The sequence below is a fragment of the Streptomyces sp. NPDC048473 genome, from assembly GCF_043200155.1.
In the GTDB taxonomy this organism is placed as follows: Bacteria; Actinomycetota; Actinomycetes; order Streptomycetales; family Streptomycetaceae; genus Streptomyces.
The window spans coordinates 96486-108899 of sequence record NZ_JBICXE010000021.1 but is presented as its reverse complement, the minus strand read 5'-3'; the positions used below and the strand labels follow the sequence as shown (position 1 = coordinate 108899).

At 69.7% G+C, this 12414-nt stretch carries 9 protein-coding genes; 7 read left to right on the top strand and 2 right to left on the bottom strand.

From position 1 onward, the window contains the following. Positions 1–19: 19 nt before the first annotated feature. The 6 genes from miaA (at position 20) to hflX (ending at position 7950) form a co-directional block, all read left to right on the top strand. Positions 20–958, top strand: a complete 939-nt coding sequence (gene miaA / locus ACGFU7_RS28830) for a tRNA (adenosine(37)-N6)-dimethylallyltransferase MiaA (RefSeq protein WP_393699499.1) — start codon at positions 20–22, stop codon at positions 956–958. 107 nt (positions 959–1065) lie between these two features. Beyond that, a complete protein-coding gene (locus tag ACGFU7_RS28825; protein ID WP_114249333.1) occupies positions 1066–1503 on the top strand; it encodes a hypothetical protein in 438 nt (145 codons plus the stop codon). A gap of 75 nt (positions 1504–1578) precedes the next feature. Beyond that, positions 1579–2451 (top strand): diaminopimelate epimerase, encoded by an 873-nt coding sequence (gene dapF / locus ACGFU7_RS28820; RefSeq protein WP_393699498.1) that lies wholly within the window; start codon positions 1579–1581, stop codon positions 2449–2451. A 140-nt stretch (positions 2452–2591) separates the two neighbouring features. Continuing rightward, positions 2592–4736, top strand: a complete 2145-nt coding sequence (locus ACGFU7_RS28815; RefSeq protein ID WP_393699496.1) for a RelA/SpoT family protein — start codon at positions 2592–2594, stop codon at positions 4734–4736. A gap of 96 nt (positions 4737–4832) precedes the next feature. Then, positions 4833–6287 (top strand): M1 family metallopeptidase, encoded by a 1455-nt coding sequence (locus ACGFU7_RS28810; protein WP_393699495.1) that lies wholly within the window; start codon positions 4833–4835, stop codon positions 6285–6287. Between the two features lie 142 nt (positions 6288–6429). Then, positions 6430–7950 carry a GTPase HflX gene (gene hflX / locus ACGFU7_RS28805; RefSeq protein WP_393699494.1) on the top strand — a complete coding sequence of 507 codons (1521 nt, stop codon included), beginning with the start codon at positions 6430–6432 and terminating at the stop codon, positions 7948–7950. 79 nt (positions 7951–8029) lie between these two features. Here the strand turns inward: hflX and ACGFU7_RS28800 are convergent, their stop codons facing one another. Both ACGFU7_RS28800 and ACGFU7_RS28795 read right to left on the bottom strand, forming a co-directional pair. Beyond that, positions 8030–9196: a trypsin-like serine peptidase gene (locus tag ACGFU7_RS28800; RefSeq protein WP_393699493.1), complete on the bottom strand. Its 1167-nt coding sequence runs from the start codon at positions 9194–9196 to the stop codon at positions 8030–8032. Between the two features lie 261 nt (positions 9197–9457). After that, complete coding sequence (locus tag ACGFU7_RS28795) at positions 9458–10678, bottom strand: trypsin-like serine peptidase (RefSeq protein ID WP_393699492.1); 1221 nt, start codon at positions 10676–10678, stop codon at positions 9458–9460. A gap of 329 nt (positions 10679–11007) precedes the next feature. Between ACGFU7_RS28795 and ACGFU7_RS28790 the strand changes: the two genes are divergently transcribed. Beyond that, a complete protein-coding gene (locus ACGFU7_RS28790) occupies positions 11008–12387 on the top strand; it encodes a diaminobutyrate--2-oxoglutarate transaminase family protein (protein ID WP_393699490.1) in 1380 nt (459 codons plus the stop codon). Positions 12388–12414: the final 27 nt, after the last annotated feature.

The window sequence follows — 12414 nt, the reverse complement described above, 5'->3', positions numbered from 1 at the left end:
GGTTTGCGAGACTGGGGCGGTGAGAAGTTCAGCTCCCGCACCGCGGGTCATCACCGTCGTCGGTCCCACTGCAGCCGGAAAGTCCGATCTGGGGGTATTCCTTGCTCAGCAGCTCGACGGCGAAGTGGTCAATGCCGACTCCATGCAGCTCTACCGGGGGATGGATATCGGCACCGCGAAGCTGACGCTCTGCGAACGCGGAAACGTTCCGCACCGCCTGCTGGACATCTGGGACGTCACCGAGGCCGCCAGCGTCGCCGAGTATCAGCGGCTGGCCCGCGCGGAGATCGACCGGCTGCTTGCCGCCGGCCGCACCCCCATCCTGGTCGGCGGTTCCGGGCTCTATGTGAAGGGCGCCATCGACGCCCTGGAGTTCCCCGGCACGGACCCCGGCGTACGGGCCAGGCTGGAGGAGGAACTGGTCGAGCGTGGCTCCGGGGCGCTGCACGCCCGGCTCGCCGCCGCCGACCCCGAAGCGGGTCGGGCCATCCTGCCCAGCAACGGCCGCCGAATCGTCAGGGCGCTCGAAGTCATCGAGATCACCGGCAAACCCTTCACCGCCAACCTCCCCGGTAACGATGCGGTGTACGACACCGTGCAGATCGGCGTCGACGTCGCCCGCCCCGAACTCGACGAACGCATCGCGCTGAGGGTCGACCGGATGTGGGCGGCCGGACTCATGGACGAGGTGCGTGCCCTGGAGGCGCACGGTCTGCGCGAGGGGCGGACCGCGTCCAGGGCGCTCGGCTACCAGCAGGTGCTTGCCGCGCTGGCCCAGGAGTGCACCGAGGGCGAGGCGCGCGCCGAGACCGTACGCGCCACCAAACGATTCGCGCGCCGTCAGGACTCATGGTTCCGCCGCGACCCGCGGGTCCACTGGCTGAATGGCGCCGCGGAGCACCGCAGGGAACTCCCGCAGCAGGCGCTGGCGTTGGTCGAACGAGCGGTTACAGCCTGATCACGTGATGGCATCGGGAAGCCCTGCCCGTCATTTCGGCGACCGGGAGCGTGCCATCATCGAGCATCGATCGACCAGTGGAGTCCGAGTTGGGAGGGCGCGTGGCGATGGAGGCCGGCCCTCGCGACACAGAACAAGACGCACCGGACACGCTGCACGAGGCAGGACGCTTGAGCCCCGACGGGCCCGATGAGCTCGAGGTGACCCCCGAGGTCGAGGTCGAACTGCGGCCCGCGCGGCGGCTGCGCATCTGGCAGCTCGCACCGATCGTCATGCTCGCCGCCGTGGGATCGCTGATGTTCGCGTTCCCGCTGGCCTTCGAGTTCGGCGACGGTGGCGCGGTCGTCGCCATGCTGGGCCTGCTGATCAGCTGCTGCGCCGCGGGGTGGGGCATGATGGCCGCCCGTCGCGTGGGTTACACCTGGCCCGGGCTGCCGCAGCGGGGCTCGGGCGAGCGATCCGACTGGCGCGTGATCGCGCTGTACGTCGCCGTGTGCGCCGCCCTGGTCGCACTGGCCGTCTGGCGCGTGGCACGGCTCCGCTGACGGACGGAGCGCTTTCGACGGGTGACGGACGGGCCGGTTTCGCCGGCTGTCGGTGCCGCCTCGTACAGTTGCCCTGTGAGCACCTCGCAGATCGCCTTCCTCAAGGGCCACGGCACCGAGAACGACTTCGTGATCGTTCCCGACCCGGACAACGCCGTCGACCTGCCCGCCTCCGTCGTCGCCCGCCTGTGCGACCGACGGGCCGGTATCGGTGGTGACGGGCTGCTGCACGTCGTACGGTCCGCCGCGCACCCGGAGGCCCGGGCCATGGCAGGCGAGGCCGAGTGGTTCATGGACTACCGCAACGCCGACGGTTCGATCGCCGAGATGTGCGGCAATGGCGTACGGGTCTTCGCCCACTATCTGCAGCGCGCCGGGCACGTCGAGGAGGGCGACCTCGCCGTCGCGACCCGGGGTGGGGTGAAGAAGGTGCACATTGCCAAGGGCGGTGACATCACGGTCTCCATGGGGCGCGCGCTCCTCCCCGGGGACGGCGTCACGGTCAGCCTGGACGGCCGCAGCTGGGACGCCCGCAATGTGAACATGGGCAATCCGCACGCGGTCGCCTTCGTCGACGATCTGGCGCACGCCGGCAATCTGCTCTCCGTACCGCCGTTCAGCCCCGCGGCCGTCTACCCCGACGGCGTCAACATCGAATTCGTCGTGGACCGCGGACCGCGCCATGTCGCGATGCGGGTCCATGAGCGCGGCTCGGGCGAGACCCGCTCCTGCGGCACGGGTGCCTGCGCCGTGGCCGTCGCCGCGGCCCGCAGGGACGGCGCCGACCCAGCGGAGACCGGCACCCCGGTCACGTACACGGTCGATCTGCCCGGCGGCACCCTCGTGATCACCGAGCGGCCGGACGGCGAGATCGAGATGACCGGAGCCGCCGTGATCGTCGCGGAGGGCTTGATCGACTCTGCCTGGCTCGAAACGGCGATCGGCTAGAGCTTCGCTCGAATGGGTGATCCGTTTCACGCTGAGCGAGAGCCGGACTCCGCCACGTGGTGGGCTCGATAGCATCAAGCACCGGCCCGGAGGCGCGTCCGCACCTCCCCACCGCCGGTCGACGTTGCCGGAGGTGCCCCATGAGCGCAGAGGCCACCAACCCAGGTGCTCCCATCCGCAGACGGGGCCGTCCCCGGATCGATCTCCGCAGGCTCGGCCGCGTCGCGCTGCTCGGCCCCGTCTCCCGCGACCGGCTGCCCGACGCGATCGGCCATGTCGCCGAGGCCCACCGGGCCCACCACCCGGATGCCGACCTCTCCATCCTGCACAGGGCCTACGTACTCGCGGAGTCCTCGCACCGCGGACAGATGCGCAAGAGCGGCGAGCCGTACATCACGCACCCGCTCGCCGTCACGCTGATCCTCGCCGAGCTCGGCGCCGAGACCACGACACTCACCGCCTCACTGCTCCACGACACCGTCGAGGACACCGAGGTGACCCTCGATCAGGTGCGGGAACAATTCGGCAAAGAGGTCTGCTACCTCGTCGACGGCGTCACCAAACTCGAAAAGGTCGACTACGGAGCCGCGGCCGAACCCGAGACCTTCCGCAAGATGCTGGTCGCCACCGGGGACGACGTCCGGGTGATGTCGATCAAGCTCGCCGACCGGCTGCACAACATGCGCACCCTCGGCGTGATGCGCCCCGAGAAACAGGCCAGGATCGCCAAGGTCACCCGCGACGTGCTGATCCCGCTGGCCGAACGACTCGGCGTACAGGCCCTCAAGACCGAGCTGGAGGACCTCGTCTTCGCGATTCTCCGCCCCGAGGAGTACGAACACACCCGCGCACTGATCGCCGCCGCGTCGGCGCAACCGGACGCCTCCGGCGCCGCGGCCACCCACGACCCGCTCGCCGCCATCGCCGAGAACGTCGCAGCAGTGCTGCGGGAGGCCGGCATCCCCGCAGAAGTCCTCATCAGGCCGCGCCACTACGTCTCCGTACACCGCGTCAGGATCAAACGCGGCGAACTGCGCGGCACCGACTTCGGCCGGCTGCTGGTCCTCGTCGGCGAGGACGCCGACTGCTATGCCGTGCTCGGTGAACTGCACACCTGCTTCACCCCGGTGATCTCCGAGTTCAAGGACTTCATCGCCGCACCCAAATTCAACCTGTACCAGTCACTGCACACCGCGGTCGTGGGACCCGACGGGGCGGTCGCCGAAGTCCTCATCCGTACGCACCGGATGCACAAGGTCGCCGAGGCGGGCGTCATCGCCCTCGGCAATCCGTACACCGCGGACAGCGGCTCCGCACCGCAGTCCGCCGAACCCGCGGACGGAGAGCGCGCCGACCCGACCAGGCCCGGCTGGCTCTCCAGGCTCCTGGAATGGCAGCAGTCCGCCCCGGACCCCGACACCTTCTGGACCACACTCCGCGCCGACCTCGCCCAGGACCGGGAGATCACGGTCTTCCGCACCGACGGCGGCACGCTCGGGCTGCCCGCCGGAGCCAGCTGCGTCGACGCCGCCTACGCGCAGTACGGGGACGAGGCGCACAGCTGCATCGGCGCCCGGGTCAACGGCCGGCTGGCCACCCTCGGCACCGTACTGAGCGACGGCGACACCGTGCAGCTGCTGCTCGCCGAGGACGCCGCCTCCGGCCCCTCGCCCGACTGGCTCGACCACGCCAGGACCCCCGCCGCCCGTATCGCCATCACCGGCTGGCTGGACGCCCACCCCGAGGATGCCCAGGGCCCGCACAGCAGCAGGCCCGCGGAGCCCAGGACCGAACCACAGCCCCAGGAAAACACCGACCCCGGGCACGCCAGGTCCGCGAGCGCCGTGGTGGACCGGCCGGACGCCACCGTACGACTCGCGGGCTGCTGCACCCCCGTACCACCCGACGCCGTGACCGGATTCGTCGTGCGCGGCGGCGCCGTCACCGTGCACCGGCTGGAGTGTCCCGCGGTGGCCCGGATGCAATCCGTCGGCCGGGTGCCGGTCTCGGTGAGCTGGGGCGACGCGGCAGGGTGCCGGGTCACCCTGGTCGCCGAGTCCTTCGGACGGCCCCGGCTGCTCGCCGATCTCACCGAGGCGATCGCGACGGCGGACGCGGCGATCATCTCCGCCACCGTCGAACCGCCCAGCGAGCAGCGCGTCCGGCACACCTACACCTTGCAGCTCTCCGATGCCGCCGGACTACCGGCGCTGATGCGCGCTATGCGTGACGTGCCCGGGGTGTACGACGTGAGCCGCGCCCAGCACCCCGCCGCCACCGTCTGACCCCGCCGCGCAGCGCCATCTGCCTCAGCGATCTCGTTCGAGTGGCGTGGCGCGCGCCGCACCTGCCCAGGTGGGAGTCGCTGGTAGCGGTAGTTCATGCCGTTCATCTCCCGCCGTCTGCGGGCCGCTCTGCTGGCCACCGCATCGGCCGCCCTCGTTGCCGCCGCCCTCCCCTCACCCGTGCCGCTCGGCATCGGCGACCAACTCTTCCCGCACCTCGGCAACCCCGGGTACGACGTCCTCTCGTACGACATCGGACTGACCTACCACGGCAGCAACAGCAAGCCGCTGGACGCCGTCACCACGATCGACGCCCGGACCACGCAGCCGCTGGACCGGATCAACCTCGACTTCACCCGGGGCACTGTCAGTGCCGTCGAAATCAACGGTCTGCGCGCCGACTTCGCCATTGCGGACGAGGACCTGGTCATCCAGCCCGCCGGCCGGCTCCCGGCCGGAGCGCCGCTCCACATCACCGTCCGGCACACCAGCGACCCGGACGGCGAACAGGACAGCGGCGGCTGGCTGCGCACCGCCGACGGTCTGGCCATGGCCAATCAGGCCGACGCCGCGCACCGGGTCTTCCCGAGCAACGACCACCCCGCCGACAAGGCGTACTTCACCTTCCGGATCACCGCGCCCAAGGACTTCACGGTGGTCGCCAACGGCCTGCCCGCCGGCACGGCCCGGCACGGCGGAGAGACCACCTGGACCTACCGGACCGAACACCCCATGGCCACCGAACTGGCCCAGGTCACCATCGGCCGCTCCACCGTCCTGAAACGCACCGGGCCGCACGGACTGCCGGTACGCGACGTGGTGCCGAGCGCCGACCGCGAGCGGCTGGAACCCTGGCTCAGCAAGACACCCGGTCAGCTGGAATGGATGGAACAGCAGGTCGGCCGCTACCCCTTCGAGACGTACGGACTGCTGGTCGCCGCCACCAACACCGGCTTCGAGCTGGAGACCCAGACGCTCTCGCTCTTCGAACGGTCCCTGTTCACCCAGACCGCCTACCCCAAGTGGTACGTCGAGTCGATCATGGTGCACGAGCTCGCCCACCAGTGGTTCGGAGACAGCGTCTCCCCGCATGCCTGGTCCGATCTGTGGCTCAACGAGGGACATGCCACCTGGTACGAGGCCCGCTATGCCGAGGAGCACGCCGACAAGCCGCTGGAAAGTCGGATGCATGACGCCTACATCAGGTCCGACGGCTGGCGCGCCGCGGGCGGCCCGCCGGCCCGCCCCGACGTTCCGGCGCCCGGGCAGAAGCTCAGCCTGTTCCGGCCGGTGGTGTACGACGGCAGCGCACTGATCCTTTACGCGCTGCGCCAGGAGATCGGCGAGAACGCATTCGACGCGCTGGAGCGAAGCTGGGTGGAGAAGCACCGGGACTCCAATGCCGCCACTGCGGACTTCGTCCGGCTGGCGTCACAGACTGCGGGCCGCGACCTGACCTCGTTCTTCGACGGCTGGCTCTACGGCAAGAAGACTCCGCCGATGCCGGGCCACCCGGACTGGCACAGCGCCAAGCCCGCAGGACAGCGGTAAACCCGGGTGACGGGCCCGGCGGACCATGCCACTATCGACGGGTCGCCTCGGCGGCCGGACCGGAGATTCCCGACGCGGGAATCATCGGGAGAGGTCACGCGTTGTGACTGATGTAACGGACTTCCATCGACGTAAGGATCCAATGACCTCCTCTTCTTCCCTTCCCCAGGACGCGCAGGACGCGCAGAGCGCTACGGAGAATGTCACCGAGAGCCTCACCGAGAGCCTTCGGGCCGACGCCCTGATGGAAGAGGACGTCGCCTGGAGCCACGAGATCGACGGAGAGCGGGACGGCGAGCAGCTCGACCGCTCCGAGCGTGCCGCACTGCGGCGGGTGGCAGGACTCTCGACCGAGCTCGAGGATGTCACCGAGGTCGAGTACCGGCAGCTGCGCCTGGAGCGTGTGGTGCTGGTCGGCGTCTGGACCTCGGGGACCGTGACCGACGCGGAGAACTCCCTCGCGGAGCTGGCCGCACTCGCGGAGACGGCGGGCGCCCAGGTGCTCGACGCCGTCTTCCAGCGCCGCGACAAGCCCGACCCGGCCACCTACATCGGCTCGGGCAAGGCCCTGGAACTGCGCGACATCGTCCTCGAAACAGGGGCCGACACCGTCGTCTGCGACGGTGAGCTCAGCCCCGGCCAGCTGATCCATCTGGAAGACGTCGTCAAGGTCAAGGTGGTCGACCGGACCGCCCTGATCCTCGACATCTTCGCCCAGCACGCCAAGTCCCGAGAGGGCAAGGCGCAGGTCTCGCTGGCACAGATGCAGTACATGCTGCCGCGGCTGCGCGGCTGGGGCCAGTCGCTCTCCCGTCAGATGGGCGGCGGCGGTTCCAGCGGCGGTGGCGGCATGGCAACCCGTGGTCCCGGTGAGACCAAGATCGAGACGGACCGGCGTCGGATCCGCGAGAAGATGGCGAAGATGCGCCGGGAAATCGCGGAGATGAAGACCGGCCGCGATATCAAGCGCCAGGAGCGCAAGCGCAACAGGGTGCCGTCGGTCGCCATCGCCGGCTACACCAACGCGGGCAAGTCCTCGCTGCTCAACCGGCTGACCGGTGCGGGCGTCCTGGTGGAGAACGCACTGTTCGCCACCCTGGACCCGACCGTGCGCCGGGCCGAGACGCCGAGCGGCCGGATCTACACCCTGGCCGACACCGTCGGGTTCGTACGGCATCTGCCGCACCACCTCGTCGAGGCGTTCCGTTCCACCATGGAGGAGGTCGGTGAATCCGATCTGATCCTGCATGTGGTGGACGGCTCCCACCCGGTGCCGGAGGAACAGCTCGCCGCGGTGCGCGAGGTGATCCGCGAAGTGGGCGCGGTGGACGTGCCCGAGATCGTGGTGATCAACAAGGCGGACGCGGCCGATCCGCTGGTGCTGCAGCGGCTGCTGCGCATCGAGAAGCACGCGATCGCCGTCTCGGCGCGCACCGGCGCCGGTATCGACGAGCTGCTTGCACTCATCGATACCGAACTGCCCCGGCCCTCGGTCGAGATCGAGGCGCTCGTGCCGTACACCCAGGGCGGACTCGTCTCCCGGGTGCACGCCGAGGGCGAGGTGATCTCCGAGGAGCACACGCCGGAGGGCACCCTGCTCAAGGCGCGGGTCCATGAGGAACTGGCAGCCGACCTCTCCTCGTTCGTCCCCGTGGCGCACTGACCGCAGCGCGGTACGGATCAGTACGGACCGAAGGCCCGCTCCCGGTGAGGGAGCGGGCCTTCGGGCGTGCGGGTGGCTGCTACTGGCTGCCGAACTTCTCGCTCATCGTGGTGAAGACGTCCTGCGCGCCCTTGCCCAGGTGGGGACCGGCGAGCCAGCCCGAAGTCACCGGGCCGATGGAGGTGTTGGAGACCAGCGCGAGCTTGCCGTCACTGCCTTCGCTGAACCACCCGCCGCCGGACGAGCCGCCGGTCATGGTGCAGCCGATGCGGTACATCGTCGGAGTGCTCGGGCTGACGGAGAGCCGGCCGGGACGGTCGACGCACTTGTGCATGATCAGGCCGTCGTACGGCGGGGCGGCGGGGTAGCCCCAGGCGCCCATGGCGCTGATCTTCGAGATCTCGGGAGCGTCGAAGTTGACCGGCAGGGCGTTGCCCACGGTCTCCTCAAGGGACTTGGTGCCCTTCTCCGGCTTCACATGCAGCACCGCGTAGTCATAAGGGGCGCCTTCGCCCCCGGTGGGACCGCCATCGGCGAGCCATTCACCGGACGTCGTGGCCCAGTCGGCCCAGTACGCGCCGTACGGGGCGATCTCCTGAGGCTGCGCGTTCTCCAGCGCGGCCGCGGACTTGCCCTTGTCGTTGTACGCGGGCACGAAGACGATGTTGCGGTACCAGCCGCCCTTCGCACCGGCGTGCACACAGTGTCCCGCGGTCCACACCAGGTTGGACCTGCCCGGGTTCTCGGGATCCTTGACGACCGTGCCCGAGCAGACCATGGAGCCCTCGGGGGAGTCGAAGAACACCTTGCCGACCGGGGCCGCGTAGTCGTGGTACGGCGTCTTCTCGCGCTCGGCCTCGACCGGGGCGGGCTCCGGGTCGGTGACGCCCCGGCCGCCGGAGAGGTCGCCGGCCGCCATGGTCTTCGCCGGGTCCTTGGCCGACTTCATCCGGTCGGGCTTCCACAGCCCCTCGATGACCGGGTTGACGAAGTCCTTGGCCTCACGCAGCCACTTGTCCTTGTCCCAGTTCTTCCACTCGCCGTTCTTCCACTTCTCCGGGTCGACGCCATGCTTCTTCAGCGTCTCGGCCAGACCGTCGGGCAGGGAGCCGGAGTCCTTGCCACCCGCGGAGTCGGCGGCGGGTTTGTCGGCCGCGTTGTCCTCGCTCGGACCACAGGCCGTGGCCGTCAGCGCGAGCGCCGCGACGAGGCCGGTCGCGGCGAGCAGCGGACGTATGGATCGCATGGAAAAGATTCCCCCTGAAATCTCCGAAATTGCCATGAACTTGTCATGTGAAACGGCGGCCGGATCAATGGCAGCCGAAGATGCAGGCCCACCCTACGACGGTGCGGACCATGCTCTTTGCCACGGAGACACGACCCGTATGGGGTGTGGGCAACTCGGGGCCGTGGCGCGACAGCAAGGGCCCCCGGCGGGCAACTGCCGCACCGGGGGCCCTGATGTGCCGTCACCGTCACCCGGACCAGGCCGGGTGACGGTCTGTCGTCACTGCCCTGCGTACTTCTTGCTGACCGACTCGTAGACGCCCTTGGCTTCCTTGCCGAAGCGCGGCCCGGCCAGCCAGCCCGCCGTCACCGGGCCGATGGAGGTGTTCGAGACCAGCGCGGGCTTGCCGTCCTGGCCCGCCGCGACCCAGCCACCACCGGAGGCGCCGCCCGTCATGGTGCAGCCGATGCGGTACATCGTGGGGTCCTGTGCGGTCAGCGAGAGCCGGCCCGGCTTGTCCGCGCACTGGAACGCCTTCTGGCCGTCGTACGGCGGAGCCGCCGGGAAGCCGGTGGCCGTCATGCTGTCGATCTTCGGCACGGCCGGGGCGTTGAAGTCGACGGGCAGCGCCGAGCCGACCGTTTCCTCCAGGGACTTACCGGTCGAGCCCTTCTCCGGCGTGACATGCAGCACCGCGAAGTCGTACGGGGCGCCCTGCCCGCCGACCGAGGAACCCTGCGAGATCCACTGGTCGGACGTCTGCGCCCACTGGCCCCACCACACGCCGTAGGGCGCGATCTCCTGCTTGGTCGCCTTCTGCAGCTCGGCCGTCGACAGACCGTTGTTGTTGTACGACGGCACGAAGGCGATGTTGCGGTACCAGCCGCCCTTCTTGCCCGCGTGCACACAGTGCCCTGCGGTCCACACCAGGTTGGACTTCCCGGGGTGCGCCGGGTCCTTCACCACGGTCGCGGAGCAGACCATGGAGCCCTCGGGGCTGTCGAAGAGCAGCTTCCCGGACTCTGCGGCATTGGCGTGGTACGGCGTCGGGACGCCGGCGGCCTGGACCGGCTCGGGCGTCGGGTCCGTCACGCCCACATCACCTGAGATGTCATTTTCGACCGGCTTCTCCGGCGACTTGTCGGCATCCCGCATCCGGTCCGGGTCCCAGAGGCCCTCGATGATCGGGTTGACGAAGTCCTTGGCCTCGCGCAGCCACTTGTCCTTGTCCCAGTTCTTCCACTCGCCGTTCTTCCACTGGTCGAGGTCGATCCCGTGTTCCTTGAGCCGGTCCTTCAGATCGTCCGGAATGGTGATCTTGCCGTCCGAGGACTGGCCGACGGGACTGCTCGGCTTGTCACTGGCGTTGTCCTCGCCCGGACCGCAGGCAGTGGCGGTGAGCGCGAGGACCGCGGTGACCGCGGCCACGGCGAGCACCGAGGAACGCGTGCGACGTGCGCTCCCCTGACGTGCGGTGAGAACTGGTCGAATGAGTCGCATGTGGTGATCCCCCTGGGACTTCGTAACTCAACACTTCTGTACTGCACTTCGGTACTGCTCCGAGCCACCCGCTCCGAACGCCCTGCGGGCTTCCGGAAGGTTGCCCGAGCCCTCCGTGCGGCCCCCACTATGCCGGTGCCGATGGGGACGGTACGCAGCAGGGCCACGGTTCCGTTCCCGCGAGGATCTTCGGATTTACCCGTGATCCTCTGCGCCCGGCGTCGTTGGTACGTACGAGGGACTCGAGGACAGCGTTCATCCCCGCAGTCCGTCCGTGCGCCGACGTACTGACGTGCAACGCAACTGTTACAGCGGGAGGACCAACAGCCGTGGCCGTGACCGAACCAGCTCCGGTGGCAGCACCGGCGGTGCACGAGGGGATCCTGCGCCGCCAGTCGCTGCGCGAATCCGCCGCCCGTACCTATGCGCGTTCACTCCCGATCGTGCCGGTACGGGCCCGTGGGATGACCATCGAAGGCGCGGACGGGCGGCGGTACCTCGACTGTCTCTCCGGCGCCGGCACCCTCGCGCTCGGGCACAACCATCCGGTGGTCCTGGAAGCGATCAAGAAAGTGATCGACTCGGGCGCACCGCTGCATGTGCTCGACCTCGCCACCCCGGTCAAGGACGCCTTCACCACGGAGCTGTTCGCCACCCTGCCGCGGCAGTTCGCCGACAACGCCCGGATCCAGTTCTGCGGACCCGCCGGTACGGACGCCGTCGAGGCAGCGTTCAAACTGGTCCGTGCCGCGACCGGCCGCAGCGGACTCCTCGCCTTCACCGGCGCCTACCACGGGATGACGGCAGGAGCCCTTGCCGCCTCGGGCGGCGCCGAGGACGTACGGGTGACGCGTCTGCCCTTCCCGCAGAACTACCGTTGCCCCTTCGGTATCGGCGGCGAGCGCGGCGCGGAGATTGCCGCCCGGTGGACCGAGAACCTCCTGGACGATCCCAAGGGAGGCGCACCCGCACCGGCCGGGATGATCCTCGAACCGGTGCAGGGGGAGGGCGGTGTGAACCCCGCTCCCGACGGCTGGATGCGCCGTATGCGCGAGATCACCGAGAACCGGTCCGTCCCCCTGATCGCCGACGAGGTCCAGACGGGCGTCGGCCGCACCGGTGCCTTCTGGGCGGTCGAGCACAGCGGGATCGTGCCCGATGTGATGGTGCTATCCAAGGCCATCGGCGGTTCCCTCCCGCTCGCAGTGATCGTCTACCGCTCCGAACTCGACACCTGGCAGCCGGGCGCCCACGCCGGCACCTTCCGGGGCAACCAGCTCGCGATGGCGGCGGGCACGGCCACTCTCGCCTTCGTGCGGGAGAACCGCCTCGCCGAGCGCGCCGCGACGCTCGGCGCCCGGATGGTCGCACGCCTCCAGGCGCTGGCCACGGACCACCCGTCCATCGGAGACGTCCGCGGACGGGGCCTGATGATCGGGGTGGAACTCGTCGATCCCGAGGCCGCCGCGCGGGGCGACAGCCCCGAGCCACCGCCCGCCCCGGTCCTCGCCGCCGCCGTCCAGCAGGAGTGCCTGCGCCGCGGGCTCATCGTCGAACTCGGCGGACGCCACTCCACCGTCGTCCGTCTCCTCCCGCCCCTCACGCTCACCGACGAACAGGCAACAGCGGTCGTGGACCGCCTCGCCGACGCCCTGGCAGCCGCTGAGCGCCTGCCGCACCGCCGGACCACGACCGGGTCGATCCGCTGACCCCGGACACCATCACAAGGAAGACCG

Excerpts from the sequence above, each read along its gene's own strand:
- hflX (WP_393699494.1), top strand. The coding sequence starts at position 6,430 with ATGACCTCCTCTTCTTCCCTTCCCCAGGACGCGCAGGACGCGCAGAGC.
- ACGFU7_RS28800 (WP_393699493.1), bottom strand. The coding sequence starts at position 9,196 with ATGCGATCCATACGTCCGCTGCTCGCCGCGACCGGCCTCGTCGCGGCG.
- ACGFU7_RS28810 (WP_393699495.1), top strand. The coding sequence starts at position 4,833 with ATGCCGTTCATCTCCCGCCGTCTGCGGGCCGCTCTGCTGGCCACCGCA.
- ACGFU7_RS28815 (WP_393699496.1), top strand. The coding sequence starts at position 2,592 with ATGAGCGCAGAGGCCACCAACCCAGGTGCTCCCATCCGCAGACGGGGC.
- ACGFU7_RS28795 (WP_393699492.1), bottom strand. The coding sequence starts at position 10,678 with ATGCGACTCATTCGACCAGTTCTCACCGCACGTCAGGGGAGCGCACGT.
- ACGFU7_RS28825 (WP_114249333.1), top strand. The coding sequence starts at position 1,066 with ATGGAGGCCGGCCCTCGCGACACAGAACAAGACGCACCGGACACGCTG.